The following is a 25,424-nucleotide window of genomic DNA, read 5'->3' as shown; positions in this document are numbered from 1 at the left end:
ATTCTTACCCTTAGATTTACTTTGCTTACAGGAAGTCAAAAAAATTGAAAATATTAAAAAAATAACACCAACTTTAAACGTTTTTTTCAAACACATAATTAATATGAAATCAAATTATCCAAATTTAACACTTCTTGCTGTTTTAAACTATGCCCCCCAATAAACACTTTAAAATTTTTCAATTTCTCAAACTGACAGGGTATCCTGAGTGTTTTTACCTCATATTCCTTATAATTCAGCCCTCTAGTTAGGCTAGTTTGCCTTTTAAAAATATCTTTATTAAAATACTTTTTAAATTCTAGACAGTCTTCTAGTAAATTTGTTTCGCCTTCGTTCACCTGATAGGTTACCGTAGTCTTTATATATTTGAGATTGTTCTTTTCACCTAAAAACATAACCTCTAAATTGTCCTTAGAAACCCTATAAATCCCTATTTTATTTACTCCCAATAATTTAATTAATCTTGAGTCCGTTATATCTTGAGAAAATAATGCACTTTCAAGATTCGTATCTAAATGATAATACCTATTTCCTAAGTACTTTTTCTCATTTTGATTTATCTGAAAATTATCCCTAACAAATTCTACCAAATAGTTCGATACTTTAACAGCTCCTCTACTGTTTAAATGGCCTATATCCCGGAAATCCCATTTAGAAAAGTTTAGCACATCATATAAATCATTAAAATCAATATATTCTACATTTTTTGATTGTAAATATTCCCGAATAAGTTCTTGGTAAGTATAATATAAATTAGTCCTGTATCCTTTTGGAAGAGGAGCATTAACAAATAATATAGGAACATTATTTTCCCTAAATTTTTGGATAAGCCTATTAATTGTTTGGAATTGCTCTTGACTCAAAGATATACCAGGAATGATTTTGTTATTTTCAACTTTTTCACTCCCTTCAACTGATTTAGTCCACCTCTTTTCATTAAAAGAAAAATGGGAATAGTACCCCTTATAATAATCAAGGCTTTCATTAAAATAGTACTCGGGCTGTACCAACCTTTCTTTCCATAGGGAATGTTCCCTTAAAAGAGGTAACTGATTCAAAATATTGTCAAGCCCATAAACTCGATTCATTACATCTAATTTGGTCCAGGACCAAGGTAAATAATCAAACGTTCTGAGTTGCATATTATTGGCCCAATCATTATCATATGGAGTTTGGCTTAATGTAGCCTTAAAAATATCCACAATTGCTAATTGCAAATTATTATTGTCAATAACCTCCTCAATAACGGGAAGTGTTGATTGTAAAAATTGCATTGAAGCGCCAAAATTATATGTGTTTGCATTTAATCCAACCTCTAAAACTCTTGGGTCATAGGAACACAAGGCATGTGAAGACCCAAAAATGGCGATATCTAGATTGCCCTGCAACTTTTCATATTCTTCTCTTTTATGAGCATATAAACCCTTTTCAGTAAAAAAGCTATCAATAAATGAGAAAACAATTAAAAAAAGTGTAAAAAAAAGAACCGATTTTAATAAAAATTCTTTCATATTTAAAACTGAAAATAAATAAATTCCTTTGGTGCCATATCACCATAAACCCCAAAAATCATTAATGCAAAAACAATAATCATATAAAAACTCCACCTAAAAAATAGGGGCTGGTCAGGAAGAATTTTAGAAAGGCTCTTGTCACTATTATAATGGAACCACTCAAAAACCATCAAAAGTATTATTGCAATTATTGCCGTCCATAATTCTTGAGCTCCCAACCCTAAATTATACAGATTTAATATTTGAGAAGATTTAAAATTGGACATATTTTCTATTAAAACAATAGAATCTTTCAGACTATTTGATCTAAAGAAAATCCAAGCAAAACATACAACCGTATAAGTTATTGAAATATAAAACAGCTTTCTTGTTAATGATCTCCTTCTTATTTTAAATATTATAGAAAACTTTAACCTTTGAACTGTTAATGCCTTTTCTGCAACAATAATAATTCCATGAATCACTCCCCAAATAACAAAAGTCATAGATGCTCCATGCCAAAACCCACTAACAAGAAATACTATTAACAAATTGAAATATGTTTTAATGTTTCCATTTCTACTTCCTCCTAATGGAATATAAACATAGTCTCTAAACCATGTTGACAGGGATATATGCCATCTACGCCAGAATTCTGTAATTGATTTTGACAAATATGGACTCCTAAAATTTTTCATTAAATCAAACCCCATAGTCCTCCCCGCTCCTATAGCGATATCCGAATATCCAGAAAAATCGCAATAGATTTGAAAAGCAAACAATATGGTTGCTATTACAACTTCAAAACCATGATATGCTTCAGGATTATTATAAACTTGATTTACAAGAATTGCAACCCTGTCTGCAATAACCATTTTTTTAAACAATCCAAATACCATTAACAAAATTCCAGATTTAACTTGATTATAATTAAATCTATATGTTTTATAGAATTGAGGCAACAAATGAGATGCTCTTTCTATTGGGCCGGCAACTAATTGTGGAAAAAATGAAACAAACGCAAAAAAAGCAAGAGGATCATTTGTTGGTTTTAATTGCTTCCGGTAAATATCAATAGTATAACTTAAAGTTTGGAATGTATAAAAACTAATACCCACAGGCAGGATAATATTCAAAGTGGATACCTCGAGAGTTTTACCAAACAACTTAAAAGAATCTACAAAGGTCTCAATAAAGAAGTTAGTATATTTGTAGTAAACTAAAAAACCTAGGTTAATAAATAAACTCAAGGACAATAATAACTTACGCCTTTTAATGTCTTCTGCTTTCCCTAATTTCTTACCAACGTAAAAATCAACAAAGGAACTAATCGCAATTAAAAACAAAAAACGCCAATCCCACCAACCATAAAACACATAACTGGCCAGTATTATAAGAAAATTTCTAGCATTTCTATTTCTTGAGACAATCCAATAAAGAATAAAAACTATAGGAAAAAAGATTGCGAAATCTAATGAATTAAATAACATATTTTGGTTGGATACTGATTTAGGGCTCTATTTAAACAATTAATCAGTTAAAGGCCTCCTCTAACTGATTAATCTAGATTTTAGGTACTATTTACAAAGTTACACCACCATCCCTGCAGCCACGGTTTCATTAGTAGCATCATCCACTAAAATGATACTTCCAGTAGCTCTATTTTCACGATAGGAATCCACCATTAAAGGCTTTGTAGTACGTATTTTAACTTTTGAAATATCGTTCATGTTCAACTCCTTGTCCTCTTCGTTTCTCGCCAAGGTATTGATGTCTATTTTATAAACAATTTCCTTGATCATTGCCTTTTGGTCATTTGAGGTGTGTTTAATGGTATATTTCGCTCTTGGCTTAGCAGGCGTATTGTTTAACCAACAAAGCATTACCTCAATGTCCTGAGACGCCTCTGGCATGTTGTTGGAACGCACAATCATGTCCCCACGGCTAATATCGATATCATCCTCCAATGTCATCGAGATAGACATTGGTGCAAAAGCCTCTTCAGCAGCTCCATCATACATGTCTATGCTTTTGATTTTAGACGTAAACCCAGAAGGCATTACAGTAACCTCATCTCCTGGTCTAAAAACACCACTAGCTACACGTCCAGCATACCCTCTATAATCTCTATTGTCATCATCGCTTTGTGGTCTTAAAACAGTCTGTACAGGAAAACGTGCATCTACTTTATTTACATCACTACTGATGTGCAATGTTTCCAAAGTATGTAACAAGGGTGCCCCTTGGTACCAATCCATATTTTCTGATCTATTTACCACATTATCTCCTAAAAGCGCAGAAATTGGAATAAAGCGAACATCTTTAACCAACATTTTTGAAGAAAATTCCTCAAACTGCTCGATAACTTTGTTATAAGCCTCTTCAGAATAATCCACCAAATCCATTTTGTTAATACAAACAATTACGTGTGGGATCTGCAGAAGTGAAGCTATGAATGAATGACGTCTCGTCTGTTCAATCACTCCATGTCTAGCATCCACCAAAATGATGGCCGCATTCGCAGTAGAAGCCCCTGTAACCATATTTCTGGTATATTGAATATGTCCTGGCGTATCCGCGATAATAAACTTACGCTTTGGTGTTGTGAAATACCTGTAGGCTACATCAATGGTAATTCCCTGTTCACGTTCGTCACGCAAACCATCGGTGAATAAAGCCAAATCCACGCCTTCATGACCTTTCCTTTTGCTGGTGTTTTCGATGGCTTCTAACTGATCCTCAAAAATAGATTTTGAATCATACAAAAGGCGCCCTATCAAGGTACTTTTTCCATCATCTACACTTCCTGCTGTTGTAAAACGTAATAATTGATTGCTATCTAACATCTTTTATTATTTCTTTATATGAAATGCCGAATATGCTTCAGCACACTACTTTAATTTTTAAAAATATCCTTGACGTTTACGGTCTTCCATGGCTGTCTCCGAACGCTTATCGTCACTACGGTTTCCTCTTTCGGTTTGACGCATGGCCGAAACTTCCATGGCAATTTTTTCAACCGTGTCTGCCTCACTTTCTATACCCCCTGTGATAGTAATGTCTCCCAAAGTTCTAAAACGAATTTTCTTGGTCACCACTTCTTCATGCTCCTCAAGAATCAAAAATTCAGAATTAGGAATCCAAGAATTACTACGCCAAACCACTTCTCTTTCATGAGCATAATACAGGGACGGAATAGCAATATTTTCACGCTTTATGTAGTTCCACACGTCCATCTCAGTCCAGTTACTGATTGGAAAAGCCCTAAAATGCTCTCCTTCAAAATGTTTCCCATTGAAAATATTCCAAAGTTCCGGACGCTGATTTTTAGGATCCCATTGTCCAAAATCATCTCTATGTGAAAAAAAACGCTCCTTAGCCCTTGCTTTTTCTTCATCACGTCGTCCACCACCGATAGCACAGTCTATTTTGTGTTCCTCAATAGCATCTAGTAAAGTAGTAATCTGAAGGGCATTTCTAGTTGCATTCTTTCCACGCTCTTCTGCAACACGACCCTGATCTATAGATTCCTGCACCGATCCCACAATGAGGTTTACACCCAATTCTTTTATTAAATCGTCACGGAACTTTATGGTCTCTGGGAAATTATGTCCTGTATCTACGTGCATCAATGAAAATGGCACCTTACAAGGGTGAAATGCCTTTCTGGCCAAATGGGTTACCACTATGGAATCCTTTCCTCCAGAAAATAAAATCACTGGGTTCTGAAATTGTGCCCATACTTCACGTAGCACAAAAATGGCTTCACTTTCTAATTCGTCTAGATAATTTAAATAGTACTTACTCATTGTTGAGTTGTAATTTAGGTGTTATGAATTCAATAATCCGTTGCGCAGCCGCTTCAACCGATTCGTTTTCTGTTAATATTTCAATATCCGGATTCTCGGGAGCTTCATAAGGAGCTGAAATTCCAGTCATATTTTTGATTTCGCCTGCCCTCGCCTTTTTATAAAGGCCTTTAACATCACGGCGTTCACATTCTTCAACGCTCGTGTTGATGTAAATCTCAACAAAGTTAACATCTTTGAGAATTCTCTTGATGTTTTCTCTATCTTTTTTATAGGGTGATACAAAGGCCGCCAAAACCACTAAACCGGCGTCTACCATTAAATTGGCTGTCTCGGCTATACGACGAATGTTTTCCGTTCGGTCTTCTGGTGAAAAAGTCAAGTCGCTATTTAGTCCTTTTCTAATATTGTCACCATCTAGTGTATAGGTTTTAATGCCTTTTTTGAACAATTGCTGTTCAACCACATTGGCAATGGTAGATTTTCCTGACCCAGATAGACCAGTAAACCACAATAAAAAGGAATTATGTTTGTTAGAATTTCTTCTATCTCCAACAGAAATTTGATAATCATGGGGAATGATATTCTCTTTCATATTTTATTCATTAGTTCTTTTAGGAAGGCCAAAATTAATCTTGTACCAAGTACGTTCATGTAAATAATACAACAGCATTTTGGTAACAACTTCAACGGAGGCAATTTTAAAACCTGTCAGAGGATTTCCCGTTACCAGCCAAGCTAATGTCATTGTATCTATAGTCCCAACCATGCGCCATGTAATAGTCTTTGCGATATGACGCTTTCTGCTCTCTAGAATCTTCCCATCTTTGGAAAGGTTAACTTTAAACCAAACCCGTTCGTGTAAAAAATATAAGACCATTTTGGTAATAACTTCATAAATACCAATCTGTAAACCAATTAAAGGATCACCAGAAATGATCCACGACAAGATTATAGTGTCTATGGTCCCAACAATTCTCCAAGTAATGGTTTTTGCAATATGTCTTTTATATGAGGCGTCCTTCATCTATTTACTGACCAAGAAATAACTATTCAACAAGTTTTCTTTGTTGTACTCAAGTGGAGCATTGGTCTCCTTTGAAATGACTTTTAAGCCAACAGCGTTACAAATAGCTTGCCCAGCCGCAGTATCCCACTCCATGGTTGGGGCATAACGTGGATAGACATCTGCCGCTCCTTCAGCAACCAAACAAAACTTCAATGAGCTTCCTTTAGATACAATCTCAACCTCTTTTCCTTCAGCTTTTAAGCTCTCAACAAAATCCATGGTATCTTGATTCATATGAGATCGACTACCAACCACCTCAACAATTCCAGAATTATTGGATTTAGGTTCCAAAGGAATTGCCAATTCAAAAACCTTTTCAACATCAGTATTGTGGGACTCTAATTTTGCCTTAAAGGCCTCTTTAGAATCGACATCTGCGAAATAAACAGTTTGTTCCGCAGGCACATAAATTACTCCCAAGACAGGTTTTCCATCCTTTACCAAGGCTATATTAACAGTAAACTCCCCATTTCGTTTAATGAACTCCTTTGTGCCATCAACAGGATCAACCACCCAACAAGTTGACCAGTCTTTTCTTTCTTCATAGTCAACCTGCTTATTTTCCTCACTAATAATTGGGATATTAGTTGGAATTAAAAAGGAATTAATAACGCTATTGGAACGCTTATCAGCCTCTGTCAATGGAGATTCGTCCTCTTTATATTCTACTTCAATTTTGGAATCGTAGATCTCCATAATAGCCTTCCCGGCTTCCAACGATGCTTTTATTGCTGTTTCTAAAATTTCTTTCATTATGCTATCTTTAGTCCAAATATTCTTTTATAAATGCTAACAAGCTTTTTGTTTTCATGCTCCCACGACAGTTCGTTTAGCACTCTATTATAACCATATTCCCCCATTTCCTTTCTCAAATTGTCATCGTCAAGTAAAGTGATTATTTTCTTTGCAAAATCAATGGGGTCTGTGTTTTTTGCATATAAAGATGCATCCTGCGCAGAAAATTTTCCTTCTTTCAAAGTATATTGAACGATGGGCTTCTTTAAAGCCATATACTCCATAATTTTATTCATTGTGGACAAATCGTTCATGGCAGTGGGCTTATCAGGGTTTACACAAATATCTGCCGTATTTAGGACTTCCAACATCGTTTTATCATCCACCCTACCATAAAAATCAAAGTTATCAGACAAGCCCATTTCTGTACACAACTGTTCAATCTCTTGTAGATGAGTCCCTCCTCCAACAATTCCAAAATGGACATCATTTCTTACAGACAAAATATATTTAGCCGATTCCAAAAGTAAATCAAGGCCCTCTTGTTCCCCAATTACACCAATGTAACCTATTAAATATTTTTTCCCTTTCTTTAAATCCATTAAAGGGTCTATAAGTTTTAATCTATCCAATTTGGGCCCACTACGTACTACCTGAACTTTTTCCGGTGACATTCCACCTCGTTCAATGGCAATTTTTTTGTAAGACTCGTTAGTGGCAATAGAAAATTTTGCAGTTTTAAAAGTTAGCTTTTCAAATAATACCATCAAATTGTAAAAGAACCCCTTTTTTTCAAATTTTGATATATATAGCTCTGGGTTAATATCATGATGGTCAAATATATATTTCACACCAAAAGGCCTGAAAAACAGAGCTGTTAAAAAGATTAAATCTGGAGGGTTGCAGCCATGAATGACGTGAAACCTATTTTTGAAATAGATTTTCCAACTTAGGTAAAACTCCCAGAATATAGCTTGGGAATATTCGATTAAATAACCAAAGGCTCCTTTTCCCTCCTTTAACGCATGCCTATAAATTTCTATATCATCTATTACTTCATACTTCTTTTCATAGCCCTTCATTTTAGGACATATTATGGAAACCTTTGCCCCATTTTCCTTTAAAGTCGTAGCCTCTTGCCAAACTCTCCTATCAAAAGGAGCTGGGAGATTTTCAATAACAATAAGTATATGTTTACCAGCAAATTCCAATATAATTATCTTTTGAAGTTTTGTTTTTATCTACCCTAACTAAATCGATAACAATTTTATTTGAAGGAATAGTTGGTACAATTTCCGAAAATTCAGCAGCACTGTTCCCAATTACTAAAACATCAGAACTTTCAATTACATCAGTTACATTTTCCTTTAAAAGTTTGTATATATGAGGAATGTGGTTATTTACATATTCTTTATTTTTTCCAAGTAAAGAAGACAAATGCACATTGTTATCGTAGACTTTAAGTTCGTATCCTTTCCCTATCAAGGTTTCTATAAGATCTACTATTGGACTCTCCCTAAGGTCATCAGTCCCCGATTTAAATGCAAAACCTAAAAATCCAATCTTTCGTTTCCCTGTTCCGTAAATCAAATTAAGCCCGCGTTCAATCTGATAAAAATTACTTTTCATTAGACTTGATAGCAAAGGAGTCTTTAAATCTAACTGTTTAGCTATTTGTGTAAGCCCTCTTACATCCTTTGGAAGACATGAACCTCCAAATGCAAACCCTGGCTTAAGATAATAAGGGGATAAATTCAATTTCGTGTCCTTAGAAACAATATCCATAACCACATGTCCATCAACACCATTCTCCTTACAAATGTTTCCTATTTCATTTGCAAATGCAATTTTCATTGCATGAAAATTATTATTTGCATATTTAATCATTTCTGCTTCTTCTGGTTGGATATGGTAAACAGGAGCTTCAATAGATTTATAAAGTTGAGCAATCACTTTTTTGCTGTGCAAACAATTTGTTCCTATAATTGTATATGGCGGGTTAATAAAGTCATACATTGCAGTTCCTTCCCTCAAAAATTCAGGATTTGAAACAACGCCAAAATGCTCTCCATGTACCTTGCCTGTAATATCTTCGATAATCTCTTTACAAATATTTAAGGTTCCTACTTTTACAGTACTTCTAATAACAATTGTATGGAATGTAGATTTATTCTCTATTACAGTCGCAATTTGTTTAATCACTTGATAAATATAGGCAAGATTAATCGCCCCATTTGGAAGACTAGGAGTTCCAACACAGATAAAAGACACGTCAGAACCATTTACTGCTTCTTCATAATCTTGGGTTGCATATAAAAGTTGAGAATTAACTGATTTAGTAATCTGATTTTCTAACCCATTTTCAATAATGGTAGACTTTCCACCATTAACCAAATCTACTTTAGTTTTATCAATATCAACTCCTATTACAGAATGCCCTTCTCTAGAAAAGCATGCACAACTTACAACACCGACATAACCTAGTCCAAAAACACTAATATTCATTTATACACTATATAATTTAAGATTCTTGTGAAATAGTACTTACTATTTTTTTTCACATTTATTTCAGAAGACCGTAAAGTTAAACTTTCTTCTAGTCTTATTCTATTTCCATCAAACAAATATCCTGTATGCAACGGTGTATTATCGGTTAATTTTGACTGTAACACCTTAAAATCAATTGCTAAGTCGGCAGAAAGTTTTTTAAATGATTCTCCTTTTTTACCTATCAAATCTTCATATCGCAGAGTGGAAACCATATGTCCTCTGATCTTTAAAAATAATACAACAGACTTGCACAACAGATTTACTAATAAATAATAAATATTTGCAGATATGAATCCCTTTGAAGGTTGCTCGATATTCTTCTTTTGAAAAGACGCCACTACCGAAATTGGATCTTTCTTTAAGTACACATATTTAATATCAAATAAATTTGATGGAACCATCCTTGAAAGATTTACCCCTCTTAATGGATATTTTGAAGACTCTACAATTAAATTCTGTTCAATATTCTCGTGAAGTGTCTCGTACATGAGTCTTAAATGATGAGAATACATCTCACTATCATATCCTAAAATTTTTTTAAGAACATTAGAATGGTATTCATTTGCTCTACTTTCTTCTTCAAGTTTCTTAAAATCTAATCCCCCTACCTTTTTGGAAAGGTTTTCTCTTATTTTATCCCAAAACTCAAATTCTTTACTTTTGCTCTCTCTTTTAGGTGGGTAACCCTTTCTTTTATAAAATCGATTTATTTCCCCCAAACTAATAGCATCCTCATTATTCCCTAAAATAATATCTAACAAAGTAGTTCCACTTCTACCAGCGCCTATTATGTAAATTAATGTCTTTCTATCTTTCATTTATTAATCATACTATCGAGAAGTACATCATAACATGTTTGTAAACTATCCCGCCAATGCGCTATTTTTATATTGAAGGTGCGTTTTACCTTTGATTTATCCAAAACACTAAAATGAGGCCTTTTGGCTGGTGTTGGATAAGCCTCGGATTTTATGGGATATACATCCATTTTCTTTTTTGAAATCTCAAAAATGGCATGGGCAAAATCATACCAACTGGCCACTCCTTCATTGCTATAATGAAACAAACCATAAGCCTCACTGTTGGATGCAATTATGTTTAAAAGTACCTCAGCCAAATCCTTAGCATAGGTTGGAGTTCCTATTTGGTCTGTAACAACACTTAATTCCGATTTTGATTCAGCCAAACGCAGCATGGTTTTCAAAAAATTATGACCATGTTCGGAATACAACCAAGACGTTCTAAAAATAAAATGCTCATCAAGGTAATTCTCTATTTCTTTTTCCCCTTGAAGCTTTGTTTCGCCATAAACTCCTGTTGGACCTGTTGCATCAATTTCAGAATAAGCTAAAAAGGTATCCCCTCCAAAGACAAAGTCTGTTGAAATATGAACCATTTTCGCACTGTGTTCTCTACAAGCCATTGCTAAATATTTTGCTCCCAAAACATTAACAGCAAAAGCCTTTTTCTTTTCGCTTTCGGCCTTATCAACGGCAGTATAAGCGGCACAATTAATACACCAATCAACTGTATTTTCTTCAAAAAACGAATTTACTTCGTCTTGTTTAGAAATATCTAACTCTCCACTATCAACATAAATGAATCTAAAACCATTAATTGATTGCTCTAAATCCTTTATGCAGGTTGCCAATTGCCCATTGCCTCCAGTAACCAAAATGGTTTTCATATCAATGCATTTTCTAAGATTGGTAAAATAGCATCCTTTTCAGATATGATCAATTGTTCTTCTGGTAGTTGCCAATTGATATTTAAACTAGGGTCGTTGTATATAATTCCTCCTTCTGAGGCTTTATTATAAAAATTATCACATTTATAGGAAAAAATAGCAGTGTCGCTTAGGACCACAAACCCATGCGCAAATCCCCTCGGGACAAAAAATTGTGTTTTGTTTTCCTCAGACAATTCAACAGCAACATGTTGCCCGTAGGTTGGAGAATCTGGCCTGATATCAACCGCTATATCCAACACTCTACCTTTTATAACCCGCACCAATTTGGCTTGTGCATGCTCTCCTATTTGATAATGCAAACCTCTCAAAACTCCTTTTGTAGAAAAGGATTCATTATCCTGAACAAAAGTTATATCCTCGCCAATAGCAGTATTGAATTTCTCTCGATTAAAACTCTCTAAAAAATACCCTCTCTTATCTTCAAAAACTGTAGGTTGAATGATAAAACATCCCTTTAAGTTGGTTTCCTGTACCGTCATTATTTTCTGTTAAGCAATCCCAATAAATTCTTTCCGTACCCACTTTTTAAAAGGGGTTCGGCCAAAGCCTTAAATTGTGTTTCGTTAATATATCCCATTTCAAAAGCAGCAGCCTCTATAGATCCTATTTTTAAACCTTGGCGCTCTTCAATTACCTCTACAAACTGGGAAGCCTGCATCAACGATTGAAATGTACCAGTATCCAGCCAAGCAGTACCTCTATCCAAAATGCTAACATTCAAACGTCCTTGCTCCAAATAAACTTTGTTAACATCCGTTATTTCCAATTCACCACGAGCACTTGGATTAATATTTTTTGCTATTTCTACAACATTATTGTCATAGAAATAAATTCCAGGAACAGCATAATTGGATTTTGGCTCTTTAGGCTTTTCCTCAATGGAGATAGCCTGGCCTTCTTCATCAAATTCCACTACACCATAACGCTCTGGATCATGTACTCGGTATGCATAAATGACACCTCCATCAGGATCATTATTGTTTTGCAACAACTGAGACAACCCGGTTCCATAAAATATATTATCTCCTAAAATCAAAGCTACCTTTTCATTTCCAATAAAATCTTCCCCAATAATAAATGCTTCAGCCAAACCATTAGGTTCCTCTTGTACTGCATACTCAAAATGGCAACCGTATTTTTCACCATTTCCTAATAAATCTTGAAACAAAGGCAAATCCTTAGGAGTGGAGATAATTAAAATTTCATTGATTCCTGCATATAACAATGTAGACAGTGGGTAGTATATCATTGGTTTATCGTAAATAGGCATCAACTGCTTACTTACCGATAATGTCAATGGATGAAGCCTGGTACCAGAACCACCTGCTAATATTATTCCTTTCATAATTAGTTATATTGAGTTTGATAATAGGATTGATATTCGCCACTGGTAACATGATTTAACCACTCCTCATTGCTCAAATACCAGTCTATTGTTCTGCTCAACCCTTCTTCAAAAGTAACTGAAGGTTTCCAACCCAATTCCTTATTGATTTTTGAGGCATCAATGGCATAACGTAAATCATGTCCAGGACGGTCCTTAACAAAAGTGATGAGGGCTTCTGAAGTCCCTTTTGGCTTGTTCAATTTCTCATCCATTTGTTGACATAGTAATTTCACCAAATCAATGTTCTTCCACTCATTAAAACCACCAATATTATAAGTTTCTCCTAAAATACCTTTATGGAACACCAAATCGATAGCCTTTGCGTGGTCTTGCACATATAACCAATCCCTTGTATAATTACCATCCCCATACACAGGTAATGGTTTTTCTTCCAATATATTATTGATAAACAATGGAATCAATTTTTCAGGGAATTGATTTTGTCCATAATTGTTTGAACAATTGGTTATCACATAGGGAATACCATAAGTTTCTCCATAAGCTCTCACAAAATGATCTGAACTCGCTTTTGAGGCTGAATACGGAGAATTAGGATCGTAAGCAGTCGTTTCTGTAAAAAGCCCTGTTTCTCCTAAAGTGCCATAAACCTCATCGGTACTGACATGGTAAAACAACTTCCCATCGTAGTTATTGTTCCATAAGTTTTTAAAGGCATTTAAAAGAATCATTGTACCAATAACATTGGTTTTTACAAACGCCAACGGATCTGTAATAGATCGATCTACATGAGATTCAGCAGCTAAATGGATTACTCTGTCAAACTTATAGGTTTCAAACAATTGGTTAATATGAGACTCGTCCGTAATATCAGCCTTAAGAAATGTATAATTTGATTGGTTCTCAATATCCTTTAGATTCTCTAAATTCCCTGCATAGGTCAAACAATCCAAGTTATATATATGATGTTCTGGATACTTCTCTACAAATAGTCTAACTACGTGAGATCCTATGAATCCGGCACCTCCTGTTAATAATACATTCATAATACTTATATTTTATCTTTAAATTGATCTAAGTATTTAAGAAATCTTAGTCCTATTAAAATTGTAAAAGCTGTTAACAAAAGAATTACACTATAATAACTCTTGTACCCAAAATCATTGTTAAACAATGATTTTGAATTTGTTAATATTCCTTCATCCTGCTGACTAGAAATGACTTCTACGATTTTGTCAATCTCTTCTTTCTCTCTTTGAATTGTCACTAATTCTCTTCTTAGTTTGATATCATTGGCATACAATTCATATTCTTTTGTGGAACTTTTATCACCTGTATTATCAATTAAAATACTCGTTTGAGCATTCGGATTTTCATTAATTTTTTCAAGAACCCTTTGATAGACCTTTTGTAAAGAATCTGATTCTTTCAAAGATTCTTTGATCACTCTTTCTTGGTATTCCAATTCAGCAAAATCCTTTCGTTGTTGATTTTTGAAAAATTCTATAGATTCGATGTTTTTAATAATCTCTGGCAACACCTTCTTTAAAAGGCTTTTTTGAGTAGCACTTACTGTAAGTCTTTGGTAAGCGTAGTTATAATCATAAGAATTGTCCAAAAACTTTTCAAAATCAATATTATCTGCAAGAGTAGAATCAATTTCCTTTTTAAACTCATCATACACCTTCAATTTTTGGTTGTTGTTTAAAACAGATTCCATTTGGAAAGACACCATATTTCTAGCCTCCTCCAAAGTAATATTCAACCCGGCGGACAAAGACTGAAAGTCCTGATCCATAATAAGATCATTATAATAATTCAATAAATTATATAAACTCTCTCCTGTATCATAATTTTGTTTAATAACGGCATTCGATGAATAGACAGGTGTCTTTGTTTTTTCTTTAAAAATTCCAAAACCAAAGCCAAGCACTGCAGCACCAGCTAAAATCAAAATATTCTTTTTAATAAAAAATACTATAGCTACAAACAGATAAAATAGTTTTGTAAAAATAGTCCCAATAAAATTGAAAAATTTTGTAAATAAGCTTCCTATAAGCGTAAATAATTGTCCTAAATCCACTTCTTCAGAAGCGTTAGTTTCCGGTAGGTTTTTATTCATTAGTTAGATATGTTAATTTAAAATTTGTTCTAATATTTTTCTTGTTATTAAATAGGTCGGTTTTACCCCTGAGGTCCCCAATCCCCCTGAGGCCAAGGTGCTTCCGGTTTCTATAGGATTATCACTTGCGTAGTAAGCATATCTCACTTTGACATCCTTACCAATATTACCTCTTACTTTTGAAGCCGACTGAATGGCCTTTTGATAATGAGCCCCCTCCATTTCAAGTCCTATCACGTTCCATGTAGAGTTATAAAAGAACTTTAAAATTTCTTTATTTTGAAGGGATGTTCCCAATACCGTAACCATGGAGCCTTCAAAAATACTTATACCGTGTCCTTCTAAATCCTCTTTGCATAACTCATTGTCAAAGGGGTAATTATCAGCAGTTCCTTCAAAAATATGGGCCGATGGTATCATAATATCGCCTTTTCCACCCTCCAAAATTCCAGCTTTACCCATGATGGAAATGGATTCAACCTTTAAATGCTTCTTATAACCGTCTATTACAACTGGCTTCAAAAGCTCATCCATAGTTTCATAAGCTTGTTCTCCAAAAGCATAATCCATGACCACAATCACAGGTTTTTCCCGTTGCAGTTTCTGCTCGTCTAATTGCATATCCAATTTTGACAAATCCATCTTGGAAATATCAAATATTTGAACATCAATATTGGTCCCTGAACTATCCGGAATGTACAACATCCGTTGTTGCAACGCCTCCTTATTTACTTTATTGCGTAGGGATTCGCTATCTTTCCTACTCAAGTCTTGATAAATCTCGAAAATATCCTTCTTGGCTAAACTTCCTTTTAAAAGACTAGGAGTAAACAAGGAGTTCATCACACTGTGCATATTGGCACTTATAATATGAATAGGACGGTCCAACAATTCGTTTTCTATCAAAACCGCCTTGATATCATCTGCCCAAATTTCACCATGAATATGGTGTCCCAAGCGCTCTCTAAGAACAGGTGAAAATGTTACGGTTCTCTTAGTATCACTTACCGTTTCTTCAATGGCCAATTTCCCCAACCAATAGACGATATGCAACAGTCTATCTGGTTGCTTAGATGTGGCAAATTGATTATAGATTTCTGTAATCTCATTAAATGTTCTTCCCAAAATATTGGCCGTGTGCGTTATGGCAATTTCCCTTTCTTTTTGGGACAGCTTTTCTTCAGACAAAACAGCCTTTTCCAATTTCACCCAATCCCTTGTGGTTGTACCTTGTTCATCGACAAGCACCCGATTACTAATCTTATGGGATTCAACGAATAAAAAAGTTAAGTGAGTTAGAATATCATATATTTCGGAACGTCCTCTAGTGATCTCAATGTTCATCTGCTCCTCATCAATTCGGTAACAGTTCCGTCTTCGTTTGGCTGGAATAATCGCTTTAAAATGGGAATTTCCATACCCCTCATCACTGGTCAAATTGATAAAGGAACACTCTTCGATTCCCAAAGGCAATCTATCGATTACATAAAGTAAGCCTTCCAACTCTGCTTTTTCATCTGCGATAGAACCATAAATTTCCGGTCTTAACAACAACAAAGACTCCCTAAGAGTTTCCCCAGAAACTCCCATAGGCTTATAGAAGCCCCTATTGAACAAATGCCGCATCGTGATGTACATTTTTTCAATAGCGCTGGAACTCTCCTGAGCCCTAGTTCTTTCGTGTCTTTTTGCTGTGTTTGCCATACTTTGTTAACCTACAAATATAGGACTATTTAGTTAATCCCTGCTCAAACAAGGCATCCGCAATTTTACGATCGTTAGACAATCTTGGTATTTTATTCTGTCCCCCTAATTTCCCAATGGACTTCATATATTCTGTAAACCCGTTCTTTTTGACAGCGGTTATCTTAAGGGGCCTCAGTACTTTGCCCTCAATTAAATCGAAATAATAGGTGTTTTGCTGCTGAAGTGATTGATCTATTTTAGCTTCCAAGGACGCTAAATCCTCAGGAATAGTTTCAAATTCAATAAACCATTCATGATAAGGCAATCCACTTTCTGGATTAATTTGTGGTGCAACGGTAAATTCTGAAATTTCAAAGGAAGTACCTTCTATTCCTTCCTTCAGGGCCTGTTCTACTTCCTTTCCTATAACATGCTCTCCAAAGGCCGAAATAAAGTGTTTAATCCTTCCCGAAACAATAACTCTATAAGGCTTTAAGGAAGTAAACATTACCGTATCTCCCACATTATAGGCCCAAAGCCCCGCATTGGTAGACACAATCATCACATAATTCACTCCCAATTCCACATCGGCAATGGTAATACGTTCTGGGTTGTCATTAAAAAAATCATCTGCTTTAATGAATTCATAAAATATCCCCGAATTCAACTGAAGCAACATGCCTTTTTCCTTTTGGCTATCCTGAAAAGCAAAAAAGCCTTCACTGGCAGGGAACAGTTCAATACTGTCCACCTTTCTGCCTATCAAGTTTTCAAATTTTGCCCTGTAAGGTTCATAGTTGACTCCCCCATAAATAAAGAGTTCAAAGTTTTGGAATACATCGCCAACCTTTTGTCCTGTTTTCTCCTGAATCTTCTCAAAATACATCTGTACCCAAGAAGGAATCCCTGAAATTACCGTCATATTTTCAGGAAGGGTTTCTTCCACAATAGCATTGACCTTTGTTTCCCAATCCTCTATGCAATTGGTATCCCAAGAAGGCATGCGGTTTTTTTGCAGATAGCTAGGCACGTAATGCGCTACAATCCCAGACAATCTTCCCAACTGAATACCATTTTGTTCCTTAAGAATTGGGCTACCCTGTAAAAAGATCATCTTGCCATCCACAAATTTGGCATTGCCCGTCTCAGCAATATACATGAGGATAGCGTTTCTAGCCGCATCGATATGACTTGGCATACTTTCCTTTGTTAATGGAATATATTTTGCCCCCGAAGTCGTTCCTGAAGTTTTTGCAAAATAGAGCGGCTTTCCTTTCCAAAGTACATTTTCTTCTCCCGCAACTACTCTATCTACATAGCTTTTTAAGGCTTCGTAATCCCGAATAGGCACTCTTTTCTTAAAGTCTTCATAAGAATTGATACTGACAAAATCATGATCTTTCCCAAACTGTGTTCCAGCAGCTTCAGAAATCAATTCATTAAACACCTTTTGTTGCGTTTCAATGGGATTGTTAGCCCATTTCAACACAGATTTTTTGACTCTTTTTGCGAATGGTTTGGCTAAGGCAGATTTTATTGAAAGCATTAGTTAAAATCGATAAAGTTAGTTGGGTTTACGGGATACCCTCTGTTCCATAATTCAAAATGCAAATGGGGTCCCGTAGAATATTCTCCCATATTTCCGGCCATAGCAATCACTTCGCCTCCCTTCACTAAATCTCCCTGTTCTTTGGTAATTGCTCCGTTGTGCTTATAAACCGATATCAACTCATGACTGTGTTCTAAAACTACCACATAGCCTGTTTCCGCAGTCCATTCGGCAAAAATAACCGTACCATCTGCAGCGGCCTTCACCGGTGTATCTTTAGCCACCACAATGTCTACTGCATAATGCTTCTTCTCTACATCATAGCCTTCGGAAATTGTTCCGCTCACGGGAGGAAACAGCACAAAGTTTGTTGCAGAAATAGCCGACTCAAACAGATTGTATTTGTCTTCCTTTGCTACTTTCTCCCTTAAAAGAGAGTCTTCTTTACTCGGCACCAATCTTTCAGTGTTCACTTCATTTTGTACCGCGTTGATAATTGAATCCTTATTCAACTCTTCCGTTTTCACATCTCCGGTCAAGACCTTTTTGATAGAACTATAATAACGCTCATTCATGGTAATAACCTGTTGCAAAGAATCAGTTTTGTAATGAAGCTCTGTAGCTTCCTTCTTTAGGGCTGCTGAAGAATATCCTGGAATAAATTCTCTTAAAGACGTAAAGGCAATCAATAAAGTGGTTGCCGCAATTAACAAAATTGAGGAAATAGCCACAATTACAAACACATTCAAACGCGTTAGCTTGATAGCAAAACGCTCTTCAAAAGTGTCCTCGTTTAATATGACCAAACGGTACTTGTGCAGTAGCTTTTTGGTGAATTTCTTTTCTTTCTTTTTCGTAGTCATTATGACACAAAATTAAATAAAATAAGTGCAAGTCTTTTTGCTTAATCTTAAAGTTTAGTTTAAAACGTACAATTTGAAGTTTAATTATTAAATTTGCAGTTCTAAATATTATGTTATGAGTTTACTTATGTTACCATTAGTTGTTGGATGGCCACAAATAGTTTTAATTGCGGTGGTAGTTTTATTAATTTTTGGTGGTAAAAAAATTCCTGAGTTAATGAGAGGTTTAGGAAGTGGGATTAAGGAATTTAAAGACGCCAGCAAAGAGGACGAGGATAAAACAACCTAAAGTTATTCTTAGTGATAATTTAATCTTATTATAATACAAAAAAAGCCAACTTCTTCAAGTTGGCTTTTTTTGTAAGCTGTAGTTTCTTTTCTATTGAATTTTGGCCGACCTAATGATCGCCTCCAATTCAAACATATAATCTCGCTTATCCACTGAAGGAGCAAATGCATAGCCCTCAATAATCACGTATCTGTTTTTAGCCTTATCTTCTATGGCGTAATTGATAAACGGTCCTGCCATAAAATCATTTTTAACTTCCCAAATTCCTTTGGTTTCAATGGCCGGCTTCTTGTCGATTTCGGTATCAAAAACAAAAGGTGCATATTTGTTTTCAGTAATCATGTAAGACCCTTCCCTTCTTCCTTCAATATGAGTTTTTCCAACAGAATCTCGCATTTTTACCACATCCATTGCTAAACTATCGCCTGGTCTTAATGTACTTAAAGGTACGGCATACACCATCAAGTCCATAGTACCTGTTGTGATATCCTTACGAATCCAGAAAAATCCATTCTCGTCCTTGGCCATTCTATAAACCGATGGAAGCTTCATAGACACCCCCAATTCTTCCTTTAATCTAGTGTCGTCAAACAGGGACAGGTTTATACGACGTTGTTTTTCCTTTATTTCTTCCTTTTTCAGGGCGTCAACAATTTTATTGGAATTAGATTGTAATTGCTCAATAATTTCATCGTTGGTAGTCCCAGTGACATATACCACCGTTTGAGGTTTTGCAAATACATCATGTGCCACCTTTATACCGGAAGCCTTCCCTTTTTCAACCTTAACGATGATACGGCTTTTGGTTGTAAAACCAGAAAACACCTGTGTTGGCAATTGATTAATTGTAAACAAAGGCTCATCAATAGCAAGTCCGTTAACAGGAGCTGCCAAAACATCACGCATGGCTTCCCCTACTTTATCTTCCCAAAGAAGATTATCCACCACAACCGTTAGGTGGTTAAGGTTTCCTGAGGATGCTGGGACTAAACGTTGATTTTTTGAAGAATCCTTTTTACACCCTAAAACGAGGGTAGCAAAAACAATTACAATGGCTAGGTGTTTCATTTAAATAGTTCTTTAGTGTTAGTTAGATACAATAAGCTTCATGCCTACCTTTAATTGTGTACCACTAATACCGTTCCAATCTTTAATATTTTGAACAGAAATTCCTGGAAATTTTTTGGAAATACCCCAAAGCGTATCTCCCTGCTGCACCAAATAGGTCTGTTTACCTTCAACCTCCACAGTTTTTACAGCTGCTTTTTGTGCTGGAGGATTTGTAAATACAGGTTTTCTTGGATAAATGCTTAAACGCTGACCAATCCTTAGGTTATTGCTCCTTAAACCATTCCACTGTTTAATTTGACTTACCCTAACACCATACTTTCTCGCAATTTTCCCAAGGTAGTCTCCACTCCTAACCCTATAGGTAATCTTTACATCCGATTCAAAAAACTGTGGCAACGGTTTTTCTCGCTTGTCAAACTCTTCCTGAGCATAAGCATAAATATCCTTTTCATTGGCTACAAATCTACCAACCGCGTGCATTGGTAACCTAAGCGTATAGTTTTCATCCTTGATATATGGAATGATATCCAATTTATAAGAAGGGTTTAAAAACTGTAATTCCTCGATAGGCAAATCCAGAACTTCGGATATTTGATCCAGAGTAATCATTTGTTTCACGTGGATCGTATCGGTTTCAATATAGTGAAATTCTGGTTTGATTCTATTGAAACCATGCTCTTCGGCATATTCAAAAATATACATGGTAGCGAAAAAGGCAGGAACATAACCCGCTGTTTCACGTGGAAGAAACGGCCTAATATTCCAATAGTTCTGATAACCTCCCGAACGTCGAATCGCCTTGCTCACGTTTCCAGGACCTGAATTATAGGCGGCTAACGCCAAATCCCAATCGCCAAAAATCTCATATAATTTAGCTAGATACTTACTGGCGGCTTCCGTAGATTTAATAGGATCGCTTCGTTCGTCCACATAACTGCTCACATTAAGCCCGTACATTTTTCCTGTAGCAAACATAAACTGCCACAATCCCGTTGCGCCAACTCTAGATTTGGCCTTTGGTTTTAATGCAGATTCCACAATAGCCAAGTACTTCATCTCCAAAGGCAAATTGTAACTGTCCAAAGTCGTCTCAAAAAGAGGGAAATAATACTCGCTCAAAGACATGAGTCTATCCAAAGACTCTCGTCTGTTTTTTAAATACGACTTGATGACATTTTCCAAAGAAGGGTTGTACTCAATATTGAAAGGTGTTCTTGCATTAAGTTCCTTCAAACGCGCCTTTAAGGTGTCTGTTGGCAATTCCGGATAGTCTACATCCTCATAAGTCAACTCAGTAACCGACTTATAAATAGTATCGAATAATGAATTACTGTACAGTTCGTCTAACCACTTTTGGTCAATATCCGCAGCTTGTTTATGGTCTTCATAGACCATTAGTGCTGTTGAATCTGACACAGGAGTGATTGCTTTAACTTCAGCGCTTTTTCCATCAATCAAGGAATCGACCTGTTTTGGGACAACGGTTTCAACCTTGACAGAATCTTCTTTAATATGCGTTTCTTGCTTTTTATTTTCTTGAGCGAAAGAAACTCCACAACATAACAAAGCGCCTACAACTAAGGTAATAGGTTTGTTCATTTGTAAAAATTATCTGTACTATCAACGATAGATGGCGCTAAAATCGTATTTTTTTGAAACATATAAAAGACGAAGCACTTCTTTTAACAGAAATATAGGCTTTTAAACGACTGGTTTTGTATGGATTACTCTAAAATTGCAGCAATTCCAGGTAGCGTTTTTCCTTCCAAGCTTTCCAACATAGCACCTCCACCTGTACTCACGTAGCTCACTTTGTCTTCAAACCCAAATTGTTTCACGGCTGCCACAGAATCACCTCCTCCAACAAGAGAAAATGCACCATTTTTAGTCGCTTCAGCTATAGAGTTTCCTAGAGCGATGGTTCCTTTTGAGAAGTTTTCCATTTCAAACACTCCTAATGGACCGTTCCAAAGAATGGTTTTGCACTGCATTACCACATCGTGGAAATTAGCCAACGATTTTGGACCCGCGTCCAAACCTTGCCATCCGTCAGGAATTTTGGTAACATCAACAATTTGTGTAGCAGCGTCGTTGCTAAAGCTATCCGCAGCAACTACATCAACAGGAATATGTACTTGTACATTTTTGGCTTTGGCATTCTTCAAGATTTCAAGGGCCATATCCAATTTATCATCTTCGCAGATAGACTCGCCGATAGAACCACCTTGCGCTTTGATAAACGTAAAGGTCATCCCGCCACCAATGATCAAGTGGTCTACCTTGTCCAAAATGTTTTCAATAATTGTAATTTTTGAAGATACTTTAGCACCTCCCAATACAGCCAACACAGGTTTTTCACCTGTTTTCATCACTTTTTCGATGCTTTCAATTTCTTCAGCCAACAGGTATCCAAAACATTTGTGCTCTGAGAAAAATTGTGCCACAATGGTAGTAGAAGCATGAGCACGGTGAGCTGTACCAAAGGCATCGTTCACATAAATATCTCCCAATTTTGAAAGTCCTTCAGCAAAGGCTACATCACCTGCAGTTTCTTCAGAGTGGAATCTTAAGTTTTCCAACAACAAAACTTCCCCTGGTTGTAGTGCTTTGGCCGCTGCTTCAGCTTCAGCTCCCACACAATTGGCCACAAATTTTACTTCAACACCAATAATCTCAGAAACCTTATCTACAATATGACGCAATGAAAACGTATCGTCAACACCTTTTGGCCTTCCTAAGTGCGACATCAATACACAACTTCCGCCATCTTCCAAAATTTTGATAATGGTAGGCTTGGCAGACACAATTCTGGTATCGTCCGTTACCTCAAACTGTTCATTTAAAGGCACGTTGAAATCTACTCTAATTAAGGCTTTTTTATCTTTAAAATTGAAGTCGTTAATCGTTTTCATAATGTGATGTTTTTTAGTGTAACACAAAAGTAATTAAATAAACAATGCCATAAAATGCGTTTTCCAACCGAAATCGTTATAGGTTGAAAAATATTTTACCTTCTTGGATTATAAAGTCCTCCTCTTCTTTATAAGAGAAATTTACATAGTTTTGCCGTATGTTATTTTCAGATATTTTAGGACAGGAACATTTAAAGAGCCATCTCACACAAAGTGTGGACAATGGCCGTATTGCACATGCACAATTATTCATTGGACCGGAAGGCTGCGGTACCTTGCCCATGGCCATTGCCTATGCGCAGTATATTTTATGCAAAAACCAAAATTCTGAAAACGAGGGAGGCAACGAGGCTTGCAATTTGAAGTTTAAAAACCTCTCCCACCCCGATTTGCACTTTGCCTTTCCTGTAGCCACCAACGACAAGGTAAAAAGTCACCCGGTGTCCTCGCATTTCTTGGAAGAATGGCGTCAATTGGTAGCCGAGCAACCTTATGGAAACTTGTTTGATTGGTACAAACTTTTGGGAATTGACAACAAGCAGGGACAGATTGGTGTGGACGAAGCACAGGATATTGTAAAAGCGCTTTCCCTAAAATCCTACGAAGGAGGTTACAAGGTCATGTTGATATGGATGGCAGATAAGATGAATACGGCTGCCGCCAACAAACTTCTGAAATTAATTGAAGAGCCGCCTAGCAAAACCATTTTCATCTTGATTGCCGAAGACGAGGAACAGATTATCAATACCATCAAATCTCGTTGTCAAATTTTACATTTTCCGCCTTTGGCCGAAGAAGTAATCAAACAGGCCTTAATGAAGCAATACGATCTCAACGAAGGAGAAGCTACCAAAATTGCTCATCAAGCCAACGGCAACTATAACAAAGCCTGCGATATTGTCTATCAAGATTCTGAAGATTTACAATTTGAAGAATGGTTTGTATTCTGGATTCGATCGGCATTTAAAGCCAAAGGCAACAAAGGCGCCATTTTGGATTTGATCAAGTGGAGTGAGGACATTGCCAAAACCGGAAGGGAAACCCAAAAGCAGTTTTTGCATTTCTGCATCGACTTTTTTAGACAGGCGCTTCTAATGAATTACGGCGCTGATGATTTAGTGTACATGGAACCAAAAACCAATAATTTCAAGCTTGAAAAGTTTGCACCCTTTGTGCACAATGCAAACATTTTGGAAATTAGCGAAGAGCTCCAGGATGCCATTTACCACATTGAGCGCAACGGAAATTCAAAGATCATCCTCACGGATCTATCCATTAAACTCACACGGTTGCTTCACAAAAAATAAGTACAAACCTATCAATCCTTCAGTTTATTCAAACGTATAGGACGCTTGTACAAATTCTGTCACCCTGAAATATCCATACGGATAGTTGTCTGGATTGGTTTGATTGACACAATTGCCTCGTAATTGCGCAGCGTTGGAACTAAAAGGATCACCACCAGAGTAATATTGTTCTATCAACAAACGAACATAATTGTAGTAGCGTTCTGAAATTCCATAAAGGTTAACTTCAACCGTATCCCCAGGTTCAAAAGCTTCCTCATTGTTATCTTCATCATCCTGCTTTTCCCAGAAATCATGGACTTCATTCCCATTGAAAAATTCATCCGACAAATCTGCCAACAATGGGAACAGATCCCCTTCTTCATAATACCTGAAAAAATAATAATTCTCTTCATCTGCAGGATCATTGAAATACACGTTAAGTTCCAATAATTCGTCATCAAAACCTCCTTCAACAGACTGCGTCACATTGGTAATATCTGTGACCGGCATCAAGGTTTCACCACCCACATAAGTTTGGTTATTATAGATCACTTCCAAAGTATACGAATCATTTAAAACAGGAACAAAATTGGACGTTGTGTAGGTTCCGTCATTTTGGTCCTCAAACAAAAATTCTTCGCCCGTATTTGTATTGGTCACTTTCACCGAAGCTCCAGATACATCACTATCCGAAGTAACATCAAAATACGGTGTGGACATGCTGAGTTTTATAAGCTGCTCATTGCCTAACGTACCCTTCTCCCAATCCAAAGATGCTTCAATTACCAATCTAGGCGTGGCTGTTGTAACTTCAACATCAATAACATCTTCACAAGACAGGAAGATTCCAAAAATAGCCAGTAGAATTATGTATATATTGATTTTCATGTTT

Annotated in this window: 24 protein-coding genes; 2 read left to right on the top strand and 22 right to left on the bottom strand. The window is 36.1% G+C overall.

Annotation, left to right across the window (positions count from 1 at the left end; all coding sequences use genetic code 11):
* Positions 1-98 precede the first annotated feature (98 nt).
* The 18 genes from ZA05_RS05755 to ZA05_RS05670 form a co-directional block, all read right to left on the bottom strand.
* A complete protein-coding gene (locus ZA05_RS05755) occupies positions 99-1,511 on the bottom strand; it encodes an SGNH/GDSL hydrolase family protein (protein ID WP_053990717.1) in 1,413 nt (470 codons plus the stop codon).
* Between the two features lie 2 nt (positions 1,512-1,513).
* Complete coding sequence (locus ZA05_RS05750) at positions 1,514-2,983, bottom strand: MBOAT family protein (protein ID WP_053990716.1); 1,470 nt, start codon at positions 2,981-2,983, stop codon at positions 1,514-1,516.
* Positions 2,984-3,082: 99 nt separating this feature from the next.
* On the bottom strand, positions 3,083-4,339 hold the full coding sequence (gene cysN, locus ZA05_RS05745) for a sulfate adenylyltransferase subunit CysN (RefSeq protein WP_053990715.1): 1,257 nt from the start codon (positions 4,337-4,339) through the stop codon (positions 3,083-3,085).
* Positions 4,340-4,396: 57 nt separating this feature from the next.
* Entirely contained in the window at positions 4,397-5,302 is a 906-nt protein-coding gene (cysD, locus tag ZA05_RS05740) for a sulfate adenylyltransferase subunit CysD (RefSeq protein ID WP_053990714.1), read from the bottom strand.
* Positions 5,295-5,897, bottom strand: a complete 603-nt coding sequence (cysC, locus tag ZA05_RS05735; protein WP_053990713.1) for an adenylyl-sulfate kinase — start codon at positions 5,895-5,897, stop codon at positions 5,295-5,297. Before cysC ends, cysD begins: the two co-directional genes overlap by 8 nt.
* Before the next feature lie 3 nt (positions 5,898-5,900).
* On the bottom strand, positions 5,901-6,329 hold the full coding sequence (locus tag ZA05_RS05730; RefSeq protein WP_053990712.1) for a DUF2061 domain-containing protein: 429 nt from the start codon (positions 6,327-6,329) through the stop codon (positions 5,901-5,903).
* Positions 6,330-7,124, bottom strand: coding sequence for a 3'(2'),5'-bisphosphate nucleotidase CysQ (gene cysQ, locus ZA05_RS05725; RefSeq protein WP_053990711.1), 795 nt, complete (start codon positions 7,122-7,124; stop codon positions 6,330-6,332).
* Complete coding sequence (locus ZA05_RS05720) at positions 7,124-8,317, bottom strand: glycosyltransferase family 4 protein (protein WP_053990710.1); 1,194 nt, start codon at positions 8,315-8,317, stop codon at positions 7,124-7,126. Before ZA05_RS05720 ends, cysQ begins: the two co-directional genes overlap by 1 nt.
* Positions 8,301-9,611 carry a nucleotide sugar dehydrogenase gene (locus ZA05_RS05715; RefSeq protein WP_053990709.1) on the bottom strand — a complete coding sequence of 437 codons (1,311 nt, stop codon included), beginning with the start codon at positions 9,609-9,611 and terminating at the stop codon, positions 8,301-8,303. The genes ZA05_RS05720 and ZA05_RS05715 overlap by 17 nt, the downstream gene beginning before the upstream one ends.
* A complete protein-coding gene (locus tag ZA05_RS05710) occupies positions 9,608-10,474 on the bottom strand; it encodes a sulfotransferase (protein WP_053990708.1) in 867 nt (288 codons plus the stop codon). Before ZA05_RS05710 ends, ZA05_RS05715 begins: the two co-directional genes overlap by 4 nt.
* Entirely contained in the window at positions 10,471-11,343 is an 873-nt protein-coding gene (gene rfbD, locus ZA05_RS05705) for a dTDP-4-dehydrorhamnose reductase (protein ID WP_053990707.1), read from the bottom strand. The genes ZA05_RS05710 and rfbD overlap by 4 nt, the downstream gene beginning before the upstream one ends.
* A complete protein-coding gene (rfbC, locus tag ZA05_RS05700) occupies positions 11,340-11,885 on the bottom strand; it encodes a dTDP-4-dehydrorhamnose 3,5-epimerase (RefSeq protein WP_053990706.1) in 546 nt (181 codons plus the stop codon). The genes rfbD and rfbC overlap by 4 nt, the downstream gene beginning before the upstream one ends.
* The gene (gene rfbA, locus ZA05_RS05695; protein WP_053990705.1) at positions 11,885-12,751 is read right to left on the bottom strand and encodes a glucose-1-phosphate thymidylyltransferase RfbA; all 867 of its coding nucleotides are present in this window, start codon (positions 12,749-12,751) and stop codon (positions 11,885-11,887) included. Before rfbA ends, rfbC begins: the two co-directional genes overlap by 1 nt.
* A 2-nt stretch (positions 12,752-12,753) precedes the next feature.
* Positions 12,754-13,797, bottom strand: a complete 1,044-nt coding sequence (rfbB, locus tag ZA05_RS05690) for a dTDP-glucose 4,6-dehydratase (protein ID WP_053990704.1) — start codon at positions 13,795-13,797, stop codon at positions 12,754-12,756.
* 5 nt (positions 13,798-13,802) lie between these two features.
* On the bottom strand, positions 13,803-14,873 hold the full coding sequence (locus tag ZA05_RS05685) for a hypothetical protein (RefSeq protein WP_053990703.1): 1,071 nt from the start codon (positions 14,871-14,873) through the stop codon (positions 13,803-13,805).
* A gap of 12 nt (positions 14,874-14,885) precedes the next feature.
* Positions 14,886-16,577, bottom strand: a complete 1,692-nt coding sequence (locus tag ZA05_RS05680) for a hypothetical protein (RefSeq protein WP_053990702.1) — start codon at positions 16,575-16,577, stop codon at positions 14,886-14,888.
* 25 nt (positions 16,578-16,602) lie between these two features.
* Positions 16,603-18,105: a GH3 auxin-responsive promoter family protein gene (locus ZA05_RS05675; RefSeq protein ID WP_053990701.1), complete on the bottom strand. Its 1,503-nt coding sequence runs from the start codon at positions 18,103-18,105 to the stop codon at positions 16,603-16,605.
* A complete protein-coding gene (locus tag ZA05_RS05670) occupies positions 18,105-18,971 on the bottom strand; it encodes a M23 family metallopeptidase (protein ID WP_053990700.1) in 867 nt (288 codons plus the stop codon). The genes ZA05_RS05675 and ZA05_RS05670 overlap by 1 nt, the downstream gene beginning before the upstream one ends.
* 115 nt (positions 18,972-19,086) lie before the next feature.
* Between ZA05_RS05670 and ZA05_RS05665 the strand changes: the two genes are divergently transcribed.
* Positions 19,087-19,260: a twin-arginine translocase TatA/TatE family subunit gene (locus ZA05_RS05665; protein WP_053976528.1), complete on the top strand. Its 174-nt coding sequence runs from the start codon at positions 19,087-19,089 to the stop codon at positions 19,258-19,260.
* 90 nt (positions 19,261-19,350) lie between these two features.
* On the opposite strand, the gene ZA05_RS05660 is transcribed toward ZA05_RS05665, so the two are convergent.
* The 3 genes from ZA05_RS05660 to pgk all read right to left on the bottom strand — a co-directional run bounded on the left by ZA05_RS05660 (position 19,351) and on the right by pgk (position 23,243).
* On the bottom strand, positions 19,351-20,328 hold the full coding sequence (locus ZA05_RS05660) for a DUF4837 family protein (RefSeq protein ID WP_053990699.1): 978 nt from the start codon (positions 20,326-20,328) through the stop codon (positions 19,351-19,353).
* A gap of 18 nt (positions 20,329-20,346) precedes the next feature.
* Complete coding sequence (locus ZA05_RS05655) at positions 20,347-21,930, bottom strand: lytic transglycosylase domain-containing protein (RefSeq protein WP_053990698.1); 1,584 nt, start codon at positions 21,928-21,930, stop codon at positions 20,347-20,349.
* A 125-nt stretch (positions 21,931-22,055) separates the two neighbouring features.
* Positions 22,056-23,243 (bottom strand): phosphoglycerate kinase, encoded by a 1,188-nt coding sequence (pgk, locus tag ZA05_RS05650; protein ID WP_053990697.1) that lies wholly within the window; start codon positions 23,241-23,243, stop codon positions 22,056-22,058.
* A gap of 158 nt (positions 23,244-23,401) precedes the next feature.
* Between pgk and ZA05_RS05645 the strand changes: the two genes are divergently transcribed.
* Positions 23,402-24,550, top strand: coding sequence for an ATP-binding protein (locus ZA05_RS05645; protein ID WP_053990696.1), 1,149 nt, complete (start codon positions 23,402-23,404; stop codon positions 24,548-24,550).
* 24 nt (positions 24,551-24,574) lie between these two features.
* Here ZA05_RS05645 and ZA05_RS05640 read toward each other — a convergent pair whose 3' ends face one another.
* The gene (locus ZA05_RS05640; protein ID WP_053990695.1) at positions 24,575-25,420 is read right to left on the bottom strand and encodes a DUF4249 domain-containing protein; all 846 of its coding nucleotides are present in this window, start codon (positions 25,418-25,420) and stop codon (positions 24,575-24,577) included.
* Positions 25,421-25,424 lie beyond the last annotated feature (4 nt).

The sequence above is a fragment of the Mangrovimonas sp. TPBH4 genome, from assembly GCF_001280505.1.
Classification (GTDB): Bacteria; Bacteroidota; Bacteroidia; order Flavobacteriales; family Flavobacteriaceae; genus Mangrovimonas_A.
The sequence above is the reverse complement of the archived record's forward strand: the minus strand, read 5'-3'. Positions and strand labels throughout refer to the sequence as shown.